The following is a 23980-nucleotide window of genomic DNA, read 5'->3' on the forward strand; positions in this document are numbered from 1 at the left end:
GCTGAGTGGAGCATCCCCCGCGTGATCCTGCACTTCGGAGTTTCTGCGGTCTCACTTCATCTGTCATCGGCCTGGGCACTGAGCACCTGGTCACCGGCCACCAGCGGTCCCTGCACCTGATGCGACCGCAGAAGCTCCTCGACCGGTTCCGCATCGATACTCCACACTCGCTCGGCCTTGGGGAGGCGGAAGTCGATCGTCCCGCCAAACACGATCCGCAGGTCATGCCCGAGTGCGGAGGCGATCAGCGTGTCATCGCGGAGGAAGAAGTTGCGGGGCGCAAGAACGATGTTCGAACCACCTGGCGGCTGGAAGCACGCGAGGTACATCTGGCTACCCACACATCCGGCCAGCGACTTGGCCCCCGCGGCCAGCTTCAACTGCTCCTCGATGGCCAAACGGTCCGGCCGGACGACCTCCCAGCCAGCACTCCGAAACGCCTGCTCGAGCTGCTGCTCATCGGACATAGGGCGGTTCTTCACACCGGACCGGGAAAGGAACACGCGACGCTCCGGCGGCCCGGAATTCAGGGCAACGCGTCTCCACACCTCGGACTGCGCAGAAGTGATCCACCGGTGACTGCGCATCGCAACTCCGGGCACGATCAGCCGTTCGACCACGTCCCACGCGGACGCGTGAACGATGCGCTCGGACGGCACGCCAGCCCGGACAAGGAACTCTCGTGCATAGGCATCGATCCGCGGTTCGTAGGTCAGGAACCGCACGGAGGCTCGCAGTTCTGCGGATAGATAGGGCAATACCCACGCGCGGGTGAGACCTTCCAGGATGCTGTGACCAAAGTGGGTGTGCACACTGCCGAGCAGGACGTAGGTACCGTCGAGGCACCTGCTCGAGGGTGGCGCATTGACGATCCAGCCTGATCCCTCGGCGCAGAGCAGGTCAGCGGAGAGGGTCCAGTGACCATCGAGAACCCCGCGGGAGCACGGCAGAATTCCGCCGCTGGAAGTCAAGAGCAGTTGGCCGCTCTGGTGACGTCCCCAGGCAAGCTCCCGGATGCTGCCGCCGAAGACATGCGCGTCTTCGAGACACCACAGCGACGGCAGGCGTGGCGCCTCGTCCTCCCACAGGTCCGGGACACTCAACCGGTGCGCGCCGCACCGGTCAATCGGGCCGTCGTCGAGCACACGGACAACGTCGCTCGGGACCGGTGACGGCACTTCGCGGATGCCGTCGACCCGGTAACGAACTGCCTCACCGTGGAAATGATCTGCACTCAGCCCGCCTCGGCCGATGGGAACTGGCCCCGCGTCGACCTGAGCCTGGTAGGCCCGAGCAGGAGCCTGCCGCAACGCTGTCACCTCACCCCAAGGACGTCAGCACGTACGCCGCCCCGCCTGGCGTGACTAGGAGTCCAGCGCGCGCCACAGCCGAAGGCCTGGTGGCGAAACACCGAACCCTGACCGCGAGCCAAGCAAGGGCCGACTACGTTAGGTATGCGGAATCTTACTTGCCGTTACCTATATCCGGCAGCGGATCCGTCATGAGTATTTGCCAATTACTGGGCGCAGATTGGCAGTCCATACCTGGCGACACGTTCGACGACTTCGCCCGTTGCGACGTCACATCGGCTCTCCGCGACTCACGATCAGGACCAGCGAGCCGTCGAACGCTGGCTGGGTGCGCAGGTGCCCGTACTTCCGATCCCAGGTCCCGTCGGCAAGGTCGGACGCGAGACGCTCTACATAGCTGGCCGCTGTCGGCTCGTCAACAAAGCTCCACGCCGAGCAGGAGGTGCGGGCAAGCGGGTCGAGCAACATCTCGGGCCGGCCGTAGTAGGCCTCATTGAACCCGTCGACACACTCCAGCGGTATCGGGACGTTGGCGACCTCCACCTCTCCGAGAACTTCGGCAATCGAGGCAATCGACGGATAGCGGCGCGCTGACGAGGTGATGACCTGGGGTGCGTAGCAAGCCAGCCAGAAGCGGTCGAGGAGATCGGGGTCTTCGGTCATGATGACAATCGGCCCGCGCGCCACGCGCCGCATCTCGCTCAGACCCGCCGCAACGTCGTTCCACTGATGGATGCTGAACGTCGTCATCGCCGCATCGAACGCCTTGTCCGGGAACGGAAGATCCTCAGCCATCGCGTCGATGGCCGGTGGCAGGTGGGACGGACGCTGTGCCCGCATGGACGCGGACGGCTCGACCGACGTCACGTCGCGATCGGTCGGCTCGTAGGAACCGGCGCCCGCGCCAACGTTGAGGACTGTCCGGGCGCCCCCGATCGCCTCGACAATCGCGGCCGCAAAACGCGGATCCGGTTGCCGGTAGGTCGAATAGGCGACACCGATCCGTCCGTAGTTCGTGTCGCCAGCACTGCCGTCCTCGTGTCGACGGTTCATGACCATCCACATCGCCTCCGACGCTAGGGAGTGGCCCGCCATCCAGCATCCGGCGGCGCTCGTTCAGCTTCCCCCTCCGGACACACCGAACTTTACAGTTCGCACACGGGGCCGTACGGTGTGTAGTCTACGACCTCCAATGGTCAAGCATTCAACCCCAGGTTTCGGAGTAGCTATCGTGGAAGTCTGGTCCGGTGTTTACGACGGCTTGTCAGCCCTCCTGTCGGAGCGGATGGGCTACGACGGGCTTTGGCTAGGCAGTCTCAGCGCAGCGGTCGGGATGTTGGGAGTCCCCGACGATGGTCGAATTGGCGCCGATCGCATGGCTCAACTTGCCTCGGAGATTACCAGTATCACTGCGACGCCAGTGTGTGTCGACATCGAGAACGGATATGGACTGCAGGGCGACCACATAGACCGCTGCGCGGAGAAACTCTACAGTTCCGGCGCACGAGGGGTCTGCATTCAGGATGCGCTGGGGCCGCAGCAGAACAGCTTCTTGAGTACGCACCGCGGCCTTACCGATGTAGCCGTGTTCGAGGAGACGCTATCTCGATGGGCCAAGTGCGCCTCGGTAGTGGGCGGGAAAGTGTATGCACGCACCGAGGCTCTCATCGAGGGTTTGTCAGAGGACGAAGCGTACAGGCGGGTGGAACGCTATCTGGACGCGGGCGCAGACGGAGTAGTCGTTCACTTTCGCAAGGACCCAGAGGCGGTGCTGCGCGTCGCCCGTAGGTCGCCGCTTGCACACAAACTCATCGTGATCCCGACGGCTGCGCCGGACGTCCACTTTGCAGAATTTGCATCGGCTGGTTTCGGCATCTGTGTCGTCGCGAACGTAGCGCTTCGTACGGCCTACAGAGCCATTGACCTGGCCCTCCAGGAGACCCTGAGCGAGGGACGACTTTCCGAGGCGTTGCGCAACGGAGGGTCGATTGAAGATCTGCACCAACTGGTCTCTAGGTAGTCGTTCCATCGCCCAAGCCGCGGAGGTGCACGAAGCGTGAGCGGCGAGGGTCGGTGTTGCATTGCGGGCGTGAACGTATCTGCTACTAAAGCAGAACCCGGGCACAGGTGGATACGGACCACCTCAGGCCATGCCCAGCCGATAGGGGTTGGCGGCCGATGACCATGGTTGACGGTGAGGGCAGAGAGTCGGTAGGAATACTGTCTCCTGTCTCGCCTGTCCTCGCGCGACTTCTTCGCAGTTGCTCCTTTGAAGTTCACGAGCGATATTCAGCAACTGAGGCAGTCTTTGATGAGGCGGAAATCCAACGTGCGCAATGCCTAGTAGTGCGAAGTACTCTGGCGATAGATCGAGCTGCACTTATGAGATTGCCTGCATTGCGCCTCATCGTACGCTCTGGCTCTGGGCTAGATAACCTCGACCTGGAAGCTGTTCGCGACCACAAGGTAGTACTTCAGCGTCTGGGATCCTCCAAATCCGCTCGGTCCGTCGCGGAACTGGCCGCCGCATTCACTATCGCCTTACTACGCCGGATACCCGTCGTGTCTGCCGGAGTCGCGGACGGACGTTGGCTCAAGGAAGAGTCGCTCGGCGGAAATCTGGCGGGCAGAACTGTTGCCATCTGGGGGGCTGGAGAAATTGGCACGGCGGTTGGCCATCTCTTCGGCGACCTTGGCGCTGAGGTCGAGTACGTGAGGCACCACCATGACCCTGGCGCTAGTCGTAGAGCGTCACTGTGGGCATGTGGAATAGCGGACATTCACGTCTTGGCCCTGCCACTCACGGACGAGACCAGGCAGTTGATCAGCGATGACCTATTGCTCGCGATGAGGCCGCGCAAACCGATCCTGGTCAACCTGGGACGCTGGGACGTCGTTGACTTTCATGCGGCACTTTCAGCACTCGACGAAGGGCTCATCGGCGGTTTGGCTGTTGATCCAGTAGAGAAAAGGAATGTCGCCCAAGACGGCTCGGTTCTCCGATGGCGTGACCAAAGTGGACTGGCTCGAAATCTCATTCTTACACCACACATTGGTGCTATGACGCAGGAAGCCCAGGATGCGCTGGCTCGGCAGGCATATGGGTGCATCTACAAGGAGTTCCGAATCGGCCAGCCCTCGGACGCCTAATTTGTCATCCTGCCGGAACGACGAGCACTACACGATCGCGCAAGTCGCCTGAACTGGAGCTCTTGACGCAGGTCAGATGAGGACGTGCGGGGTGGGATCGCCGTGGAAGGCAATCTGGCCCGAACGCAGCAACTCCTCGTCGCTGATCTTCCAGGTGTGCGTACGCGGGTCACTTCTTCGCACGGCGACGAAGTTGAACCGGTCCGCGGAGTAGATGCTCGTGCCGTCTGCCCGGAGCCGCCGTAGCAACTCCGTGTCCACCTTCGCCGGCAGGTCGGCGAAACGGTACGTGCGCAGCAGATCCCCGTCGACGACGAGGGTCGCTCCCTTGACCAGATCTACCCCGGTGTGCTCCTGATGGGCGAACCGCAGGATGGTCACCCCACTCCCCCGGAGCTGGACGTAGTGGGCTCCCTTGCCGACAACCGCCGCGCTGGTGAAGGAGAAGGCGTTCATCGCATCGCCCAGGTATTCGGCGCCGTAGAGGTCGTCATCATCCATCTTGGCGATGTAACGTCCGTCCGCCGCCTCGATACCAAGGTTCAGGCAACTGCCGAAGCTGCGTGCGGTATCGGCACGGAGCACCACGACATTCTCGACTCCGGCATCCCGCGCCTCCCTCTCGACCGCTCCGGGTTCCCGATCGACACCGTGCAGGACGAGGACCAGCTGGAGTGGCCGGTACTTCTGCCGGGCCACCTGGCCGAGGGCGTGGGAGATCTGGTCGGGCCGGTTCGTACACACCACCACCGACACCGACCGATCCGGCGGCTCCCGCCGCAGCCCGACCGCGTCCAGCACGGTGTCGACCCGATGTCCGTACGTATGCCTGGCGAAGACCTCTCGCATCGCCAGATGGCCACGCCGGGCCCGCAGAGCACTGTCGTCGAGCAGGTCCTTGAGGGCTTCCGAGGTGTCCTCCGGCGAGTCACTCACCCGGATGAGGTCGCCGAAGGTCTCCTCCAGCGCGCGGGACGGACCGGAGATGACGGGTGTCGCACAGGCGGAGAGTTCGAAGACCCGCCGGGCGCACATCGTCGGCGACTCCGTGACCGAGTTGACGTTGAGAAACACCTGGTACGCCTTGTAGGCGCTGAGCATGTGCGCGTACGGCAGGGACCCGACCACCTGGTCGGTGTAGGCCGACGGGAACTGCAGTTTCGGGTCATTCGCCCGCCTCGTGAAGATGTGCAAGCCGTATTCGCGCGCGGGTGAGAGAACCGCCACCATCTGGGAGACCCGGCCCCGATGCTTGTTCGTGTAGTACGTACCAGCAAAGGCCACGCTGTGCCGGCGACCGCCGGGGACGGACACGGGGTGGTGGATGCGGGGTTGTGCCGCGAAGGGCAGCACGCCGACCCGGTTGTGGCCGAGGATCTCCTGGTAGAGCGGTATGCGGTCGGCGTCGACGGTGAACACCTGGTCGAAGAGTCTGGCCGTCTCGAGGAAACGGTAGAAGTGCGGTGGGTCCTCCTTGTTCCAGAAGACGGTGGGGATTCCGTGTTCACGGCACCAGGAAACCAACTCACACAGGGGTTCTCGCGGTCCCCACGACGCGTGGGTCGAGCCGCGACCCGGCGTACTCATCATGCCGGTCCATCGCCCACCGTTGCCGGCCCATGCCGACTCGACGAAGAGCAGCTGCGGTGCGCTGCGTTCGAGGACCTCGCGCCAGTCATCGGGTCCTGGTTGGACCTGGTTCCATTCGTACGTGAACGCGGGAGCGGAGAACTCGTCGAGGATCACGGCGGCGGTGAGCTCGGGGCGGGCCACGGGGCCGGCGGGAAGTTCGACCGCGTTCGGAAGGTCGACCTCGCAGAAGTAGTCGGTCCCGTCCTCGGGTGGACCGCCGGCGACGGCAGTCCTGCTGGTTCCGTCGCCATCCGGGAGGACGGGCGGTGTCGGCGGGGCCACGTCGGCCGCTTCCTTCGCCGGCTTCTGTGGCCGCGGGAGCGGACGCAGGGCACGGGCGACCTCACGCGGCAGCCCGCCGGCCTGTGACGGTTGCCGTGCCAGGTCGGCGAGGACCTTGCCCAGGCGCCACCAACGACTCCGCTGCATGGACTCGAGCCGCCACGTCGCGTAGCTCGTGTGGTACGCCTGTTCGCGCGCCCGCGTGTCGGCGACCGCGCGTTCATGCACGAGGGACCTTTGGGTTTGGAGGAGCGCGGCCTCGAAAGCCGGCTGCAGGTCAGCGCTCAACTGCACTCTGTCGCGCCACGCCATCGGGCCCGGGCGCGCCACCACGCGGAAGCTGCCGTCCACCATGTCCACGGTCTCGATGCTCACGTGACGGCCGAGCAGATCGATCAGTGAGGAGACGAAGAAGACGGTGCGCTGATCGGCACGCGCCGAGTATCCGAGCGGCGTCGTGAGGACGAGGACGCCGTCAGGACGAAGGACCCGGACCGCCTCCGCGACCAAGGGGTCCGGATCGGCCTGCGCCTCGATGACATCACCCAACAGAACGCTGTGAAAGACCGCGTCCGGAACTTCCGACGTCAGCCCGTCGCCTACCTCGAACGAAAGCAGCGCACGGACGGCCTCCGGCTCCTCGTCCCTCGCCGCGTTCGCCAGGTCGACAAGAGCGGGCGCGAGGTCGATTCCGAGCGTCCTCATCCCCTGCCGGGCGCACAGGATCGAGGCCTCGCCGGTCCCACACCCGAGGTCGAGGACGTCGCCACGCGCCTGGCCGGCGAGCCAACGGACACGGTTGTCGACCTTCATCCGGACGTGACCGCGGACGCCATGTCCTGACGTACGCCATCGGGTCGCCAGTCGGCAAGGGTGCCTCGTGCGCTGAGCGCGAGGTACTCCTCCACACTGTCGCGTAGGTCCGCGCGGTCGTGGCTCGCCTGTCCCGACCGTCCCGCGACGAGATCGGGCCAGAACGATGCCTCCAGCACCAGCTCAGGTGAGACGGCACAGCTGCGGTCGAGCACCGGCTCCGGGACCTGTTGCGGGTCGTCGACCGCGTACGTCGTGATGATCTCGTCGTAATGCTCAGAAAGGGCTCTGTTGGCCGGATCCAGGCCGAGCACCATCAACAGGCCGGTCGGTTGAGTGTCGAGGGGAACGACCTCGAGGTCGCGTCGATAGCGTTGGAGCACGGGAATGAGCTTGTAGACGTCGCCGGTCCAGTCCTTCGTGTGCCGGTCACGGGCCGCCTCGTCCACGTTGCGGGGCAACATGTCATCGAAGACGACCACACTCGACCACGCCGAATGGCGTTCGAGATTCATGAAGTCGCGCAGGGCGAACTCGAACAGGTGCATTCCGTCGATGAAGGCGAGGTCCACCACGCCACCGGGTAGATGGTCGAATGGTGACTCACGGGCGAAGAAGTCGTCACTGGTCTCCCTGACGAGCTGGAGATCGCAGTGCACCTCGTGCATGATCCTGAAGTTTGGATCGATGGCGACCGACGGCACGCGCGACAGGGCGAGACTGCCGCCGACATAGATTCCGATCTCGCAGTACGTTCGCGGCCGGTAAATGCCGTGCAGCCCGCCCAGAAAGTCGTGACGCTTCATGGAACCTGACTTTCTCTCCCCCACCATCGGTCAACCTGAGGCGGGCAACCGCGGTGGCGATCGTAACCAAACCGTTGTTCTGAGACGTCGTTGGGCAGGGACGGTCTCTAACGCTCCCAGAGCCGGGAAGCCGCCTTCACCAGTGTTCCTGCCCTGGCGTCAAAGGAGTGTTCACGACGTATTCTCTCGGCAACCAGCAGACGATCTTCCTCGCTGGGAAAACTCTCATCGAACGGCCTCGCGAGAAGAGCGCTCAACTCCTCGACGCCGCGATAGGTGGCAATTCCCTTTCCGAAGATCTCCGCCATTCCGGCGACGTCGTCGCTGACGACACGTGCGCCGGCCGCCGTCGCGTCGAAGAGACGGTTGGAGAGGAATCCTTCCCGGCGCATGTCGCTCCAGTGGTCGTTGAGGACGACCCCGGCGGAACGGTAGGCCGCGGCGACGTCGGAGTTCGGCAGGTGGGAACCGTGAATGTACCGGGCATCCAGCAGGCCCTCCCACTGCAGTCCGTACACCGCGATGTCGGCACCAGCGTCGATGGCATCTCGCACGACGGGCCGCAGCGTCCGGTGCGAGTTCCCGACGAAGAGACAGCGGTGCCCGGTGTCCGGTTGCGCGACTCCAGGGTGGAAGCGTTCCGGATCCGTGCACTGCAGGAGCGGGATGACCGGATCTTCCCGAGACTCCGACATTCGCGCCGCCCACTGGGTGCTTGCCGCGAACACCCGGTCGTACTGATCCATCTCCGCCCGGGTGATCCGATCCGGATGGCTGATCACCCAGAGAAGATTGATGCGGCCCGGCTGAGGTGACACGGGGTGAAGTCCGCGGAGGGTGAGAACGACGTCATCGAGATACGCCGTCCCGCGATGATGCGCCTCCCTCGGATCGACCACCGCGGTCTGCCCGAGCCGTTCGAGCGCGGCGGCCAGGGCACGCGCGAAGTGCACGTCACCCCATCGTTTGCCGGCTTCGCCCGCCGGTGCGGCGGTCTTGATCGCCCACCGCAGGGCGGGCAGGCCGCGCGCCGGGCCCTGTGACACGAGGGTGACAGGACGGGTCAGGACGGGCCGCGCCAGCTGAGGACGTGCGGCTGCCGGCGAGATCTCCGGGCTGTAGTGGGACACCGTGAAGCCGGCATCCCGCCAGAGCCGCTCATCTCCGCGCGGGGTGCTGCCGGACCATCGGCGCTGGAACGCGTGCGCGTCCCCCCGAGCCCGGTCGGTCGCGGTGTTCTCCTGCTGGACAACCACGCTGTCCGTCACCACGGCGAGCCCGGCCGCCGCATGCCGTTCGTTCCTCAGGGTTTCCTGCAGGCGCAGGCACAGGTCCACGTCCGCCCAGCCGTTCTGGTCGAGGTCGAACCCGTCGAGGGCGGCGAAGTTCTCTGCCCGGATCGCCATCGCCGCCGCCGTGACGGCAGGCACCTCGATGTGAGTGCCGACCCGCCGCGCGTCTTCCACCGGGTGGCGATCGAGGAAGTGGACCGGCAATGTACCGCGACGGGGAAAGACCATGCCAGCGCAGCGGACGGTGTGGTCCGGATGGACGAGCAGGGGTTGCGCCGCCAGGACGTCTGGCGCGTCGAGCGCCCGGAGCAGGGGCGGGAGCCAACCACGCTGGACGATCGCGCTGTCATCAAGGAACACCACGATCTCACCCGTCGACTGGGCGTACGCGAGATTGCGGTTCAGTGTGGCGGACTGATGGATGTGGTGGCGTACGACGTGGATGCGCGGGTCGGTGGCGCCGGTCGCCGCGAGAATGGTGCCGACCGAGCGTCGGGACGCATTGTCCACCACGATGATCTTGAGATCTCCCGCGTCGGTCTCGGCCAGGAGCGCGGCGAGGCACTGGCGCGCACGCTGCCAGTCGCCGGTGGCCCGGACCAGGATGCTCACCCGGCCCACCACCCGCTTCGCCTCCTGGACGGTCCTCATGGTGAGGTCGGCGCCTCCGCGGCCCTCCCGGGGTTCCCCGCCGAGCAGGAACTCACGCGCCTCGCCCCAGGTGATCGGCGTCGGCGCGTGCTCAGCATGAATCGGGACGACGGGCAGCGGTGTGCCGGAGTGCGCTGTGGCGGCGAAGTGGCCCAACGGACCGTACGGATGGGACCGGGCGGCGGGCGTGGCTGTCAGATAAGCACCGCCGTCGAACCATGGGTGGGTCGCAGTCGTCCAGTTCTTCGGGTCGCGGAGATACCTGGTCAACGGATCGACGGGATTCGTCCGCCAGCCGGTCGGATCGACGTACTCGGGTTCGAAGAGCGGATGCGGCGACAGCCCCCGGACCCGGCCGGCCCACACGTAGTGTGCGGTCGCCTCCAGGCGTGACATCGTGCTCGCGCGACCCAGCTGCCGGCTGTACCAGACAGGATCGACCAGCCCCGACCGCGCGATCACGGCAAAGGCCAACGACCGCTCCGCCTGGCCTCTGGTCCGGTGAAGATCCTTTAACGGTCCAAGTGATCGAATGCGCGGGAACATCAAACCCTCCCCAACCGACGTCGGTGCCGCAGCATGGGCATGGATCAGTTGGCCTTGGTAGCAAGGATGGCCACGGACCCTCCGAGCCGCGCCGGCAGTGGTAGGCGGTCGTCAAGGCGCGTCATCCGAAGGCCAGTCACTGGACGGATAGGGCGTTTCGACAGCTTCAACCACGCAAGCGCAGCGTACCGGAGTAACGGTCCGTGGCTCCGCACCTCGAACTGCTCGAACATGCGACACATCAGCCGCAGGCGTTCGGCATTGAGCGGGCGACAGTATGCGTTCGGTTCACGCTTCCCGAGCATCCGTGTCCCCCACTTGTGCAGGACTGTCTGCCATGGTTCCACGGCCGCGAAACGTCCCCCGGCGACCAGCACACGCCCGATCTCCGCAGCCGCGTACTCCGCTGCCATGTGGTGTAGACACCCACCCGCGTAGATCGCGTCGAAGGTACCGGCGCCGAAGGGAAGCTGCTCAGCCACTCCGACAACTGCGTGAAGACGGTCCGCAACACCCAGCCGTCGGCCGAGTTCCAACGCATACTGTGCCTCTGAGTGCATCGGGGTGATCAACCACGACTCGGCTGCGCCAGCTATCAAAGCCTTCACTGCGTGCAGACCCATGCCTCCGAGCTGCAGGATCACCCGGCTGGCCGGCGCGCCAAGATGATTCATCGCGTCGACCTGAGACGCGGCGTCGTACGGCGCGTCGATCCAGGCAAAGGACAACGGGTCAGCACCGCGGCACCTCTCCAGCTCCGCCACGCGTGCATCCATCGACTGCGCGAAGTCATCAGCAGATTGGTTGTAATAGTCCATCTCGTTGTACGCCTCGGCCCATCGCGGATCGCGGAGGTCAATATCACGCGGGACGGGGGTCTGAATCTCCGGAACCATGAGCACGGGAATACTCGCGACGACAGGATAGCCGGCCAGCTTGTCGGACCGTAGGAGTATCCAGTCAGTCTTGCCGAACGCCGAGCCGTCCCGTGCGTGGAGCGCACCGCTCACCCGCTCGACCTCTGCCCGCCTAGCCGGCACAAGTAGCTGTCCAGTTTCCGGACAGCGGAGGCGCACTCCGGGCATGGCCTCCCCCTCGAGCACGATCCTCCATCCCGTTCCAGCGACGACGTGAATATGCCATCGCTGATACTCACCTATATCCTTAACACCCGAAGCAAACGCCGCGCTCGTCCGCGTACGTACACGCCACTGCCTGTCATCAGCAGCGTTGCGCCGACCTTAATGACTCGCCCGCGCTGGGGCGAACAGTGGTTCCTCCACGACCTGTGGCTACGAGCGCGAAGCTACTGTGAAGGCTCAGTCGCTCGCCTAACCGCTGCAGCACCCCGCTCTGAGTTGACCAGTACGGGACTACCGCCGTCGACGTGAACTGCTTCTCTACGAGGGAGGCTAGAGCCACCTCATCGACGCCCTGTCGGACCACGTGGTATTCGACCATGTCTGACTCGAGTCGCTGATCTCGAATTCCTCGAACATGCCGAATCCGGGTTCCAAGCCCCCGCAGCAGGTTGCCTTGAAATGCCCGCCACGCGAAGTAGCATGCCCAGTACATCGCCATATTCCGCCGACTTCGCCGTGGATACCACATGGGATCCTGAAAGGTAATAAGGTCCCCATCTGGGGAAATAAGATCCACAAGACTCTTAACATATCCGAGGTAGTCTGGAATGTGATGTAACACTGACACACAGAGAACAACATCAAAAGTGGATTCAGGCTTCAGTATCTCGTCACCGAGGCGGTCGTGAATTACTCGCACCCTGTCGTTGTGAGCGAAGCGCTTCCTGAGTTCGACGGCGCTCGCCTCGCTCATCTCGGTCACAGTTACCGATGCTCCGGCTGCGACCGCAAGCTCAGTGATCGTACCGTGACCTCCGCCAATCTCCAGCACACGACAGTTGCCCTTGCGGATGAATGAGCGGTCCACCGCCGACCATATCTCTGCTCCAAGGCGTTTCTTGAGCCTCAGATGAGACAGGTGCGGTGAACCAGGATCATAGTCATATCCAAAGCCATGCGCTTTGCCTTGAAGTTCCTGCCACGAGACCACGGTCTCCTCGATTCTACAAAAATCCTCATACACACGTAGCTGGGCGCCTTAGATGCGACCGTCGAGAGCGGGAAGTCGACTAAGCATTCCCCGATGTCGCTTCACCTCCTCGACTGGTGCCTTTCGAACGGGCTGGTGTCTCGAGCGGGTATGGGGGCGGCGTCACACTCTCCATCGACGCGTAGCCGGAAGATACGCTGAATCGCCAGAACTGAGGCCAGGCCAGCTCCCGCCGCAATCCCCCACGCAGCACCCTCCTCATCAGCGATGAGCATACCCACAACCGGCAGTACTAACATAGGGGGAATAGTCTGCATACGCAGCCGAAACGACTCACGCAGTCGCATCATCGCGTTGAGTGCCACTTGGGCACCTATCAGAGGGCCGCTCAGTGCCGCCTGGAGTGCCAGCGCGAAGATCAACGGTGACGCCAAGTCCCATGACTGGCCCGCTAGCGACCTGCCTGCAGATGAAGGCAGCACGCTTAACACGAGCCCGCACATGCAGGCTCCGAGCGCGATTGCCAGGCTCCATGAACCGACAAGCACCGTCAGGCGACGCCTGCTATCCACATGCTTGACTGCTTCCACGGTGACAACGGGCGTAACACCCGTGATCACAACATTGAGGGGCCCTAACAGAACCAAGCCGACGCGCAACCCGGCGGTAGCCTCAAGACCCGCGATAAGTGCGAGTAGGAATGGGATGGACTGCATAACGACGGTCGTCACAACAAAGTCTCCCGAGAGTGGAAGAATTGCCCGCACGTTTTTGCGCAGGTACGTAGCCGTCCCGCTCGGCGTAGGCCACGCGTGCAGTATCGCCAGGCCAGGCAGTGCAACCAGGGCACTGAGTCCCCACACCGCAGTCCAGTGCCACGCAACATCCGCTTCACTGGATAGCAGCGCGGCAAACCCCGCGAGCTGCACGACCAACCTAACCAGGTCACAGGCTGCCGCTCGCCCTGGCTCTCCCCGAGCGAAGAAGCAGAATCGAGCGGCATCGTGAGCGAGCAGCGGAGGTAGGGTGGCCGCCAGAATCCACAGACCGACGCCACCATGCCTGTCGACGCCAAGGGCCAAACACGCGACGATCGTGCTGGCGAGAACGGCAACTCCAAGATAGACCCCGAGAGTGGAACCCGGCGACGCGCCTGATCGCTGATTGCCATCGCCGCCGTTGGACAACAGCAACGGCGTGCCCGATGCGGCCCTAGCCGCTCCCATTGCCAAGACATAGATCCCGTAGCCTAGGCCCCAAGCACCGAAGTCGGACGCAGACGCAGCACGTGCGACCAGGATGCAGACGGCAAGGTTGCCGACACTGCCAGCGCCCTGACTGACGATCCCCCAAAGCGAACGTTTCGCAACCCACTTCAGCATGTCTGGCGTCGAACTGAGTACGCTGATCCGCGACCGCCTGTCGGCCGACTCTTCAGCCTGAACCACTACTGCACCCACCCCCGGCCATATTCTCCCAGCCTTTCGAGAAGTGCAGCTCCGGTCAGCGAGCGGCTGCGCGCCACAAGCAGAGGACAATCGCCAGTCATACCTGAGCTCAGCAGGGCGCTAGGCCTTCCGATGTGGTCCCGATGCAGGTCTGACTTCCCTCTCACACTTACTCCCCGTCGACTGCGCACCCGCGCATGATGTGCCTGTATGAGCGGATCAGGCCCGGGGTCGCGTTGACGCCACGGGCGCTGCATGCACTAGACATCGACTCCGACCAACTGCCAGCTGCAGACCTGCGTCCCCTTGCACTTGAACGACCGGGTTGCATGATCCATGAACGCCGACGCGCCGTGGCCGAGTCGACGCCCAGGTAGCGGCCAGAAAGAGCACGACCAGGAGCCGCGTGCCAGTGCGAGCGTTGAACGTATGCGTCCCTGCCCACAGAAGATCGGCTACTCCTGTAGCTGCGACAACGCTCGCAGCCAGGCCGAGCAATTGACGCCGTGTTGTAACCGGCTGCCATACCATGGAAAGTAGCCATTGGTCAATCCAGCGAATCCCCAGGCCCAGTGCGACAACCATCACGGCTACGCCAAGCCATCCGAAGTTGTACAGCCATTCCCCGCCACTGAGAGCGGCGAGACTGCCACCCACAGAGACCAACCCTGGCTGGAACTGCTCCGCCAGAAGGCGGCCAAATCCAGCTGGCTTTCCGTCCCACATCTCAGACGGGACTTGCGCAACTAGAGCCGCCCAGAAGGTCGCACCATTCCCCGAGGGAAGGTATTTCTGCGATTCGATCAGCTGGGCGAATAGCTCGAGTGGCGAGGTGACAGACATAAGACCATCCAAACCAACCACTCCGTAGGTCTCTCGGCCAAACGCCTCGCGCAATTCAACAAGTGCCCACAATGCTGGCCCTGTCGCGATGAGGATTAGGCCCTTGACCCGTCGTCCGCGAACGTGTATGCACCCTATAGCGGCAATGGCCAACCCGAGAGAAGCTAGGACGAGACGACCGTACCCGTCGAACGCGTAGAGGACGTACAGGAGGAATGCGACTGACGCCAACAGGAGATGGTGCCACTTGACGCCCCGCCCTGTACCTCCTGGTAGGTTGACGAGAGATGCGCACAGTAGAACGACGCCAACGAATGCGACTGGCGCCACGAGTGCAATTGGACCGACCTCGCCGTTGGCCGCCGCCGTACCTCCAATAGTCATGGCGGCGCCTACAACGATGCCGCCACGCAGGACCGCTGGATCACCGTCAGCTAACGGCTCGCTCTCAGGGCTACTCCGTTGCGGCCGGTACCAGAAGATGTAGTACATCAGCAGGTGGCTGAGATAGCAGGAGGTTGTTGCAGCTAGCAGAGAAGAAGAGACGGCACCGGACTTGGACCACCAGTAGATCCCGGAGAAGCCCACGAAAACAGCTGATGCCAGCGAGAAGATGCTTGAAGCGGTTATCTGGCGCCCGCCACTCTGCCAGAAGCCCCATCCGCCGAGCATCAACGCAAGTAGTGATATGCACAACTGAACCGGATCGTTGGTTTCCCAACTGGGCCACAGCATTATCACGAGCGGGAGGATCAGCCAGAGCGACACGCCGATCACGCCCCCGTGCTTGATAGCGTCACCCGAGGTCGCCCTCCCTCGAAGCGAGCGCATCACGGAAGGCACGCGAATACTTCCACTTGCACTGAACACCGCATCCCGCATCGCCTGTCCCTATCCTGGCTTCCGGATGCCTCGGGCTGATGCCCGGCCACCCTGCAGCGCTGAATCAATCAACTCTAGGCTCCCAATACCACTGTGAAGGTCCAGTAGGCGCCTCAGTGCCTTGGAGCACCCCCGCCGAAGGTCCCGCCACTGCTCATCGGAAGTGTCGGCCACGCAGGAGAGCACCGCACTGATCTCTCGCTCGTCCAAAGGATCGACGGCCCAACCAGCTATCCCATCCACAAGCTGCGCCCAGTGGAGGCTCTTGGAGACGATCACCGGGCAGCCGGCCGCAAGGGACTCCGCCACGATCTGTCCAAAGTTCTCAGAAAGAGAACACAAGACCAGGGCGTGGTACTCGGAAAGCGTGCTGTGAACCTTATCCGGATCAAGAACTCCCCGATGCGTCACTGCAATGTGCGGAGGCAGTCCATCAGTTCTTCGCTTGCAGAGGTTCCAGTAATCCTGATCTTCGACTGGTCCCCAAATATCGAGAACAATAGGAAGCGACACGTATCGCAAGGCGCCGATCACGCGATCTAGGTTCTTGATGGGCGCCAGTCGGGAAATATGCGCGAGCCGCACCGGGCGCGAGGGCACAGAGAGTGCCGGTGCACCTGCTCTCCTAAGGCGATCGGCTGACACGAGGATCCGGTTTTGCGTATGGAAGCGGGCGACATCCTTCGCCTCCATCGGAGTCGACGCGTGGAAAACGACATCTCGATGCAGGTTGAGGGTGCTTGCAATCTTCCGATACAGCCCTTTCTTCCGTGCCTTGAGGCTAAGCGCTTGATCTGAGAGTTCCCCCCGGGGAGCGATGAGCATGGGGGCCCGAGTGAGACGGAGGCGATAGGCCATCAATGGAAGGATTGAAGAGAACGGTGACATGTAGCTGTTGAGGTACAGCAGATCTGGCCGGGTCCGCCGCACCTGGGTCAGCGCCCACGCGAGATCACGCGGCGAGGACCAGTCGAGATACGCGACAAGAGCCCGTCCGACCCTGACCCATCGGCGACTTGGTATGCCAACGTAGCGGTGCCGATCGCCCAGGTCCCGATCGCGCGTCAGAATTCGAATCTCGCACCGGCCCTCGACGTCTTCGACGAAGTTCGCGACCGAGCGAGTCAGTCCACCGCTCTTGTAGCCGGGTAGATAGTAATCGGCGAAGAGCATAACGGTCCGAAATGGTGAAGTCATATAGCCACGCCTCCATTGGCGTTGACGGGGCGTTAGAGTCGACCGCGGGAGTCTGGGCTAATGGTTATGTCCCAGCGCTTTGAGAGGAGCCAGCCCGACTCCGCTATACGCCTCAGTACCTCAAACGCGTGACGGCTGGATGCGAGGCCTCACATCACGCGCTGAGGCTGACCCGCGGACGGTGAGTTCTCCTCGCCGCGCCGCGGCGAGCTCGCCTGTTGTCAAGTCTTCCGGGCAGCGCTGAGGAGGGTGGGCACCCTCGGTCGAGAGGACCGACGCGGTTTGTGCTCACGTCTTGTCTCGTCCCGAATCGAAAGGCGACCCCTTACCTGGTACGTCTCCACGCCGTCGCAGACTCATGCTCGCCATGTCCCGGTTGCGTCGAAGTGCTGAATCCAGTCGAACGTTCGCTGAACTCCAACCTCTAAGTCCACGGTAGGTTTCCAGCCAAGCGCCAAGATTGATGAGTTGTCGAGATACTTCTCGGGTGTGATGCCTGCAGGCTTTGGAGTCAGGTTGATGATCGGATCGTCCCAACCAGCAATCTTGCATGCGAGCTGAGCGATTTCTTGTGATGTACGCATGTCGTCCATCCGCGACACAACGTAGCGTCCGCCCTGCTCCTGTTCGATCGCTAGGCGGATACCCGCCATGACGTCTTCTACCCAGGTGTAGGAGCGCAGGGTGTCCATGTGCACAGTAATTGGATGACGGTGGTGCGCCTGCCACAGGAACGTGTGCAGTGCGTTCCGCCCAACGTTTGCAGGTATCCCCGACGAGGGACCGGGGCCATAAGGCATATTCAGCCGGGCGATGATTAGGTTACGCGGCGCGTAGAGCTCCGCCACCTGTTCCCCCCAGAGCTTGGTCAGCCCGTACAGGTTGAGAGGTAGTGCGTCACCCCAGGCGCGCGGCAGGGCCGACTGGCTTCCCGTCCATCCGTCACCATAGACCTCCGAACTAGAGACATAGAGCAGCCTGGCTCCGGAGCTTGCACACGCGCGGGCGATGAGTGTCGTCATCTCTGCGTTCGTCCGTACCGTCTGCTCTGGATCTATCTCGCCCTGAACCCGGCCGTACTTAGCTGCCAGATGCACGACGGCATCAGGCCGACTATCATCGAAAAGCTCCCAGACCTCATCTGGGCTTAGCAGGTTGGCCATTCGATGCAACTCGGTTCCACCGGTGTTCAGGTCTGTGCGGTATACGTCATGCCCGCCCCTCTCGAGCTCCGGGATCAACCAAGAGGCAACATAGCCGGCTGCACCAGTGACAAGAATTTTCATTGTATATCCCCGTGGTATCGAGATGTTGCTTCGGGACCGAAGCACTAGCGACTTCTCTAGAGGGCCACAGAACCGCGCTTTAGCGATCTGCCATACCCATGTGATGCCGGGCTTTCCTTACAAAGTATTACTGAGCGACTGTCAACTATCCAGTTGGATCGATGTGCGATGCAGAGTGCCCGCGAGATCTCAATTCGTCACGAAATAGCTGGCGCCACGTCGCGCTATCCAACTCGGTCCTGAGCTGCTCTCATGGGGGCCTCCCTTCGTATGGCGTCCGCTAATCGTCGCCAGCCCTCGTTTCCGATTGGTGGGCCCCACCCATTCGCTGCGAGCCAGCCCTCCTCCTGGTCCTGGCCGAACCAAACCATCTCCAACCGCCGGGCGTGACCCGCGAGGCGGGCGTGTTGTCTACCTGCCCAACTGGCTGCATTGACCAGTCCGCGTGCAACGCCCATCGGGATCCGACGCGGTTCTCGGCATCCCAGAACCTGCAAGAGACCTGAGGTGGTCAGTCCCTCCCACGGTTGGAGAACGACTTCGGAGGGCTGCTCTGGACACGTTGCAACGTAGGCAATAGCCGCTCCCACGTTGTCGACTAGCACCTGAGGCGTCGGATACTCCCCCGCGCCCGCCACCGAGGCGGCCTTCGACGCTGCCAGCCGCACAAGACTGCGCGTGACAGCACGTGTAGGCCCGTGTACAGAGGTAGGGCGGAAGACCACGGTGTTTGGAGGGCCAGCCAGGCGCTGCAGACATTCTTCGGCCAGGGCCTTCGCCCGGGAGTACGCGGAGAAGGGATGCCAACTGGAAGTTTCGTCAAGTCGGCGAATCCTGCCCTGCACGGCAGCAGAGCTGACGTGGACGAACCTCCTGACTCCAGCCCTTCGGCAGGCCTGCCGCACGACCAACGGAAGCAGGGCATTTGCTCCGCAGAGGGTCGACCAGTCGTCTCCGGTCGCATCGGCGAGACCGGCCGCATTGACCACGCAGGAGGCCCCTGCGAGCGTCCGACTCAGGTAGTCCGCCACGTGGTCGCAGGTGGTCGACTGGGCGAGGAGGTCGTCTCTGGTTGTTACGCTGGCCCTGAGCCGAGGGGCGGTTACGCCACGCACATCGAACCCCGCTTGACGCAAGTGTTGGCTGACGGACGTACCGACGAACCCGGTAGAGCCCAGGACTGCGATGCTGGTCATGTGGCGCTCCGGCACTCTCGACGTCTGATGCGTCGAGATCGACGGTCCGTTGCCGCGGTACGTAGCGTCTCGAGCAGGCGGGCTGCACCGACCGATCGCGATAGGTTCGTGCGGTAGTAGGCGAGTCCACGATTTCCCATGGCGGAACGCTCAGCTCTCGATGCCGACGCCATGTCGGTAATTCCACCTGCGAGTGCGTCAGGTCGGCCCGGCTCGACGGCGAAACCCGCTCCCGCGTCCGTCACGATGCGTGCAGCCGCGCCCGGTGCTGAGCAGATAATCGGCGCGGCACAGGCCATCGATGCCTGGACTTTGCTGGGCAAGGTCGTGGCGAGGAAGGGTTCGCCGCGCAGTGACACGAGTTGCGCATCCGCCGACGCGATCGTCTCGGCCATGTCTCTCAGACCGCGCGGAGGTTCGAAACGGACGCTGTTCTGTAGGTCGAGCTCTGCGACCCTGCTGCGAAGACAGCTCTCCGCTACACCTGCGCCGACGAAGGTCAGACGTATGTCGTCACGACACCGCAGGAGTTGCATCGCCTCTACCACGCTTTCGAGACCCTGGACCTCGCCGAGCCCGCCGGCGTACATCAGCTCGAAGTGCGAGGAGGCAGAACTCGGGCGGCTTACGGGATGGAACACCTCCTCATCCACCCAGTTGTAGATCGTGATCAGCTTGTCATCGTCGACCCCCCGTTCCAGGAGGAGATCACGCATCGACGGCGAGATCACCGCCACGGCGCTGGCGCGGCGGTAGATGCTCGCGCAGTAGCGCGACAGTTGGCGCGTCATGAATCGGTTGACGAGTGGACTGCCTACGAATCCGCTTGCCGTCACCGAGTCCGGCCAGAGGTCCTGCACGTACAGCACGAACGGAACTTGGGTGAGGGTACGAAGGATGACCGCGGGTATGGCGACGGTCGCCGGCGTGCAGTAGACCAGGCACACATCGCAATGCGCCATCGTGCCCAAGGCCGCCGTGGCCGATGCAGCGAAGGAGACGTAACTCGCTACTCGCTTCCTCGCAGAGTCGTCATGATTCGGGTAATGCAGGACGCGGTTCAGTCTGACGCCGCCGAGCGACTCCCGACGGAAGGGACCGCGGGGTCGCGGGTGGAGGAAGCGCCCGGTGGGGTAGTTGGGGAAGGCGGTCAGGACTGTTACCTCATGACCCGCGTCGACCAACGCGTTCGCTACAGCGGTCGGATGGGCCGCCGAGGCTGGCTCGGGGCTGTACCACTGGGTGATGAAACCGATCTTCACTGGTTGCTCAGCTCCCCGCCCCCGGACTGACTGGATCAGGTGTGCCGGCCGGTCGCGCGAGCTGGCTGGGCTGGACGGTTCGCGTTGGTTGGCCGCCCTGAGCGCGGGTGCCGGCCTGGACAGCCTGGCCGCCATGAATCGCCTGCGGAAGAAGGAGATAACAGGCCGCTCCGACGACCAGCAGGAGCAGGCCGACAGTGACGTCCACGCTGTTGGTCACTATGGACGCTGCACAGCACGCCAACGCCGCCAGGGCAGACAGCATGGCGGACCGCGTGTGGCTCCATCCGCCGTCGACGAGCCGTTGGTAAACGTGTTCGCGGTGGGCCTCACGCCATGGACGTCCGCAGACGATCCGCCTCGTGAGGGTCCAACCGGTGTCGACGACGTACACGAGCAACGGAGCGGAGGCGGACCACAACGGCACACCCGCGATAGCCGCCCAGAGGGCGAGCCCGGCAAGGGACATCCCTATCGCGTAGGCGCCGACGTCGCCGAGGAATACTCGCGCCCGCGGCAGGTTCCATGGAAGGAACCCGGCGGCGGCGCCGGCCACGGCAAGGCCAAGGACGCCGAGTTGCTCGACCTGCCACTCCCAGCCGACGTAGGCGTACCAACTGCCGGCTACCACGGCGGTCAATGCAGAGATGCCGTTGATGCCGTCCATGAAGTTGTACGCGTTGGTGAAGCCGGCGAGCCAGATAGCCGCCACAACGACCAGCATGCCGAAGCCGATCCCGGTCAGTTGAGGAGTGCCGGACCGGAACACCCACAGGGCAAGGGCGAGACCGAGACCGAGCTGGATCGCCAGCCGGGGCAGCACACCGACGCTTCGTACGTCGTCGGCGAGACCTAGGAGTGCGGAGAGGCCGAGCGCTACGGCGACAACCGCCCAGGGGACGGGCATTCCGACGAACCACCCGGCAACGACGCCCAACCAGACACCGCCGACCACGGCGATGCCGCCGCCACGCGCAGTGGGCGAGCGGTGCGAGGAACGCCCGTTGGGGACGTCGACGACGTACCGGCGCAGCGCCGGCAGCAGCACTCCCTGCAAGCTGATGCAGGCCAGCCCGGCAGCCAACACGATCGCTGCCATGGTCACCGTGCCACCCCCCTGTAGACGACGGCCCCACGCGTCAACCAGACGAGTCAGGCGACACTCCGTTATGTACTTGAATAGCCATAAAAGGTTGTTGCCAAACAAGCAGGCACGACCCACATTGCGCGAAGGCGAACTGCAACCCGGCCGGTTTCAGCCGCTGAGCACGGGCGCCGTGCAGGTGGAGTCGGTAGAGACGTCGCTAAGCGCTCGGTCGCCGTCGACCATCTGCATACACGTCGCCCGGAGCGCCGAGATCGCTGCCTGCCGCCCGCCTTCGGTGTCGATCTTGCGTACTGCAGGAGGTGGAACTGGAGGCACGGAGACATGCGACACCGACGGGTGCATCGGTCGGTGGTCGCGCTCCCCGCTGCCGAGTAGCTCCTCATGCAACTTCTCGCCCTCGCGCAATCCGGTGAAGACGATCTCGATGTGCCGGCCTGACAACTCGATCAACTGGCGGGCAACGTCGGCGATACCGACAGGTTCACCCATGTCGAGAACAAGGGCCTCGCCGCCCTTTCCGATGGCGGCTGCCTGAATCACCAGTTGCACAGCCTCCTGCACGGTCATGAAGTATCGCGTCACGTCAGGATGGGTCACAGTCACCGGACCGCCTGCCTCGATCTGGGCGGTGAACGCCGTGAGGACCGAGCCCCGACTACCCAGCACGTTGCCGAACCGGACGCTGACAAAGCTGCCATGTGTATCCCGCGCCGCAGCGGCCGTCAGCCCTTCGGCAATCCGTTTCGAATAGCCCAACACGCTACTCGGGTTCGCCGCCTTGTCGGTGGAGATGTTGACGAATCGCTCGACATCTGCCGCCTTGGCCGCCTCGAGAACCGCGAAAGTTCCCCAGACGTTTGTCTTGACCGCTTCGACCGGATACTGCTCGAGCATCGGCAGATGCTTGAGCGCGGCTGCATGAAAGACGACCTCGGGTCGCCGCTGCTGGAAGAGCTCCATCATCCGCGGCGCGTCTCGAATGTCGGCGAGGACAACGTCCGGGGTATCGAGCAGAGCCATACCGTTGACAGCAAGCTGAACCGCATGCAAGGCGGACTCGTCGTGATCGACCATGATCAGCTCAGCCGGCGCGAACTGCTTGATCTGCCGGCAGAGTTCCGAACCGATCGACCCTCCAGCACCGGTGACGAGCACTCGTCGACCGGTGAGACACCCGGCAACAGACGCGATCTCGGTGTCGACCTGGTGCCGACCAAGTAGGTCGGCCGGCTCGATGTCGCGGATGTCGGCGACGGCAACCCGTCCGTCGAGCAGATCACGAACTCCCGGGACCACCTTGAGCTCGATGCCCAGGTCGATGGCGCGTCGTCCGATGGTTCGAATCAGGTCGCTGCCCGCACTAGGGATCGCGACGATCAACGTGCGGCAGCCCGTCTGCGAGAGCACCGATGCCAGGTCCTCCGACGTGCCGAGAACCGGCACGCCCCGGATCCGCAGATGCCGAAGCTGCCGGTCGTCGTCGAGGAGTCCGATCGGGAACCAGCCACTGCCAGGATCGCGCAGCATGGAGTCGACGAGCTGGCGCCCCCCGTCACCTGCACCGAGGATCAGCGCCGGTAGACAACCTGGCCGATGCCGACGGATGATGCCGAGCTCGCGCAGCCAGCGCCACACCGCTCTTCCGGCCGCGCCCAACGCAAGGGCCATGAACGTCGCAGCCACCGGAACGGAGCGTGGCACCAGCATCTCAGGCGCGAGCAGATTGACAGTGCCGACCAACATGCCTGCGGCACCTGTCACGGCGCCGAGGACGAGCATGTCCTCGAAGCTCCCCAGCATGCATCTGCCCTGATGGAGCCGTACGATCCACCCGATCTGCACATGGAGCACTGCCGCGAGCCCGGCCAAGCCGAGTGTCCCGACCCACGGGACCGGCTCGTCGGCCAGGTCCATCCTGAGGCTCGCGAAGGTCAACAAGGCGACCAGCCAAGCGATGCAGTCGAGCGAGACGAGGACGACAGCCCGCCGTTTCCGCAGTAGCGCGTCGAGCTCGTGACGCATCCGACTCTCCCCCGTGTTGCCGCGAATCAGTCCGCGTAGTCCCTCTTGGAAGAGGGCGCGTGGACAATGTAGCCGCGCTAGCACTGTGCGTAGCCAAAGTGCCAAAGCTCTCCTCGCTCACGTTTAGTACGCAGGCGGATGCAGAAAACTCAAGGTGGGCCGGCGGTGGGCCGGACCACGG

16 protein-coding genes are annotated in these 23980 nt (G+C 63.7%); 2 read left to right on the plus strand and 14 right to left on the minus strand.

The features are described from left to right. Positions 1 to 56: 56 nt before the first annotated feature. Both ABN028_RS18840 and ABN028_RS18845 read right to left on the minus strand, forming a co-directional pair. The gene (locus ABN028_RS18840; RefSeq protein ID WP_349697455.1) at positions 57 to 1310 is read right to left on the minus strand and encodes a glycosyltransferase family 61 protein; all 1254 of its coding nucleotides are present in this window, start codon (positions 1308 to 1310) and stop codon (positions 57 to 59) included. A 270-nt stretch (positions 1311 to 1580) separates the two neighbouring features. Continuing rightward, entirely contained in the window at positions 1581 to 2363 is a 783-nt protein-coding gene (locus ABN028_RS18845; protein ID WP_349697456.1) for a class I SAM-dependent methyltransferase, read from the minus strand. 178 nt (positions 2364 to 2541) lie between these two features. Between ABN028_RS18845 and ABN028_RS18850 the strand changes: the two genes are divergently transcribed. After that, on the plus strand, positions 2542 to 3330 hold the full coding sequence (locus ABN028_RS18850) for an isocitrate lyase/PEP mutase family protein (RefSeq protein WP_349697457.1): 789 nt from the start codon (positions 2542 to 2544) through the stop codon (positions 3328 to 3330). Positions 3331 to 3494: 164 nt separating this feature from the next. Beyond that, positions 3495 to 4460 (plus strand): NAD(P)-dependent oxidoreductase, encoded by a 966-nt coding sequence (locus ABN028_RS18855; RefSeq protein ID WP_349697532.1) that lies wholly within the window; start codon positions 3495 to 3497, stop codon positions 4458 to 4460. Between the two features lie 72 nt (positions 4461 to 4532). Here ABN028_RS18855 and ABN028_RS18860 read toward each other — a convergent pair whose 3' ends face one another. From ABN028_RS18860 to ABN028_RS18910, 12 genes are all read right to left on the minus strand, one after another. Then, positions 4533 to 7187 carry a glycosyltransferase family protein gene (locus ABN028_RS18860; RefSeq protein WP_349697458.1) on the minus strand — a complete coding sequence of 885 codons (2655 nt, stop codon included), beginning with the start codon at positions 7185 to 7187 and terminating at the stop codon, positions 4533 to 4535. Then, positions 7184 to 7993, minus strand: a complete 810-nt coding sequence (locus ABN028_RS18865; RefSeq protein WP_349697459.1) for a class I SAM-dependent methyltransferase — start codon at positions 7991 to 7993, stop codon at positions 7184 to 7186. Before ABN028_RS18865 ends, ABN028_RS18860 begins: the two co-directional genes overlap by 4 nt. A 107-nt stretch (positions 7994 to 8100) precedes the next feature. Then, a complete protein-coding gene (locus tag ABN028_RS18870; RefSeq protein ID WP_349697460.1) occupies positions 8101 to 10410 on the minus strand; it encodes a glycosyltransferase in 2310 nt (769 codons plus the stop codon). 116 nt (positions 10411 to 10526) lie between these two features. After that, positions 10527 to 11492, minus strand: coding sequence for a class I SAM-dependent methyltransferase (locus ABN028_RS18875; RefSeq protein WP_349697461.1), 966 nt, complete (start codon positions 11490 to 11492; stop codon positions 10527 to 10529). 211 nt (positions 11493 to 11703) lie between these two features. After that, positions 11704 to 12588 carry a class I SAM-dependent methyltransferase gene (locus ABN028_RS18880; protein ID WP_349697462.1) on the minus strand — a complete coding sequence of 295 codons (885 nt, stop codon included), beginning with the start codon at positions 12586 to 12588 and terminating at the stop codon, positions 11704 to 11706. A 68-nt stretch (positions 12589 to 12656) separates the two neighbouring features. Continuing rightward, positions 12657 to 14015 carry an MATE family efflux transporter gene (locus ABN028_RS18885; protein ID WP_349697463.1) on the minus strand — a complete coding sequence of 453 codons (1359 nt, stop codon included), beginning with the start codon at positions 14013 to 14015 and terminating at the stop codon, positions 12657 to 12659. A 1722-nt stretch (positions 14016 to 15737) separates the two neighbouring features. Continuing rightward, the gene (locus tag ABN028_RS18890) at positions 15738 to 16901 is read right to left on the minus strand and encodes a glycosyltransferase (protein ID WP_349697464.1); all 1164 of its coding nucleotides are present in this window, start codon (positions 16899 to 16901) and stop codon (positions 15738 to 15740) included. Between the two features lie 380 nt (positions 16902 to 17281). Further along, positions 17282 to 18211, minus strand: a complete 930-nt coding sequence (locus ABN028_RS18895; protein ID WP_349697465.1) for an NAD-dependent epimerase/dehydratase family protein — start codon at positions 18209 to 18211, stop codon at positions 17282 to 17284. Between the two features lie 224 nt (positions 18212 to 18435). Further along, entirely contained in the window at positions 18436 to 19407 is a 972-nt protein-coding gene (locus ABN028_RS35405) for an NAD-dependent epimerase/dehydratase family protein (protein ID WP_502879192.1), read from the minus strand. After that, positions 19404 to 20669: a glycosyltransferase family 4 protein gene (locus ABN028_RS18900; protein ID WP_349697466.1), complete on the minus strand. Its 1266-nt coding sequence runs from the start codon at positions 20667 to 20669 to the stop codon at positions 19404 to 19406. The genes ABN028_RS35405 and ABN028_RS18900 overlap by 4 nt, the downstream gene beginning before the upstream one ends. A 7-nt stretch (positions 20670 to 20676) precedes the next feature. After that, positions 20677 to 21768 carry an MraY family glycosyltransferase gene (locus tag ABN028_RS18905; RefSeq protein ID WP_349697467.1) on the minus strand — a complete coding sequence of 364 codons (1092 nt, stop codon included), beginning with the start codon at positions 21766 to 21768 and terminating at the stop codon, positions 20677 to 20679. Between the two features lie 156 nt (positions 21769 to 21924). After that, the gene (locus tag ABN028_RS18910; protein ID WP_349697468.1) at positions 21925 to 23799 is read right to left on the minus strand and encodes a polysaccharide biosynthesis protein; all 1875 of its coding nucleotides are present in this window, start codon (positions 23797 to 23799) and stop codon (positions 21925 to 21927) included. Between the last annotated feature and the right edge of the window lie 181 nt (positions 23800 to 23980).

The organism is Actinopolymorpha sp. B17G11, assembly GCF_040196095.1.
Taxonomy (GTDB): Bacteria; Actinomycetota; Actinomycetes; order Propionibacteriales; family Actinopolymorphaceae; genus Thermasporomyces.

What these genes read in the sequence shown, in the direction of transcription:
- ABN028_RS18910 (WP_349697468.1), bottom strand. Translation starts at nt 23,799, where the DNA reads ATGCGTCACGAGCTCGACGCGCTACTGCGGAAACGGCGGGCTGTCGTC.
- ABN028_RS18895 (WP_349697465.1), bottom strand. Translation starts at nt 18,211, where the DNA reads ATGAAAATTCTTGTCACTGGTGCAGCCGGCTATGTTGCCTCTTGGTTG.
- ABN028_RS18855 (WP_349697532.1), top strand. Translation starts at nt 3,495, where the DNA reads ATGGTTGACGGTGAGGGCAGAGAGTCGGTAGGAATACTGTCTCCTGTC.
- ABN028_RS18860 (WP_349697458.1), bottom strand. Translation starts at nt 7,187, where the DNA reads ATGAAGGTCGACAACCGTGTCCGTTGGCTCGCCGGCCAGGCGCGTGGC.
- ABN028_RS18890 (WP_349697464.1), bottom strand. Translation starts at nt 16,901, where the DNA reads ATGCTCTTCGCCGATTACTATCTACCCGGCTACAAGAGCGGTGGACTG.
- ABN028_RS18905 (WP_349697467.1), bottom strand. Translation starts at nt 21,768, where the DNA reads ATGGCAGCGATCGTGTTGGCTGCCGGGCTGGCCTGCATCAGCTTGCAG.
- ABN028_RS35405 (WP_502879192.1), bottom strand. Translation starts at nt 19,407, where the DNA reads ATGACCAGCATCGCAGTCCTGGGCTCTACCGGGTTCGTCGGTACGTCC.
- ABN028_RS18845 (WP_349697456.1), bottom strand. Translation starts at nt 2,363, where the DNA reads ATGAACCGTCGACACGAGGACGGCAGTGCTGGCGACACGAACTACGGA.
- ABN028_RS18865 (WP_349697459.1), bottom strand. Translation starts at nt 7,993, where the DNA reads ATGAAGCGTCACGACTTTCTGGGCGGGCTGCACGGCATTTACCGGCCG.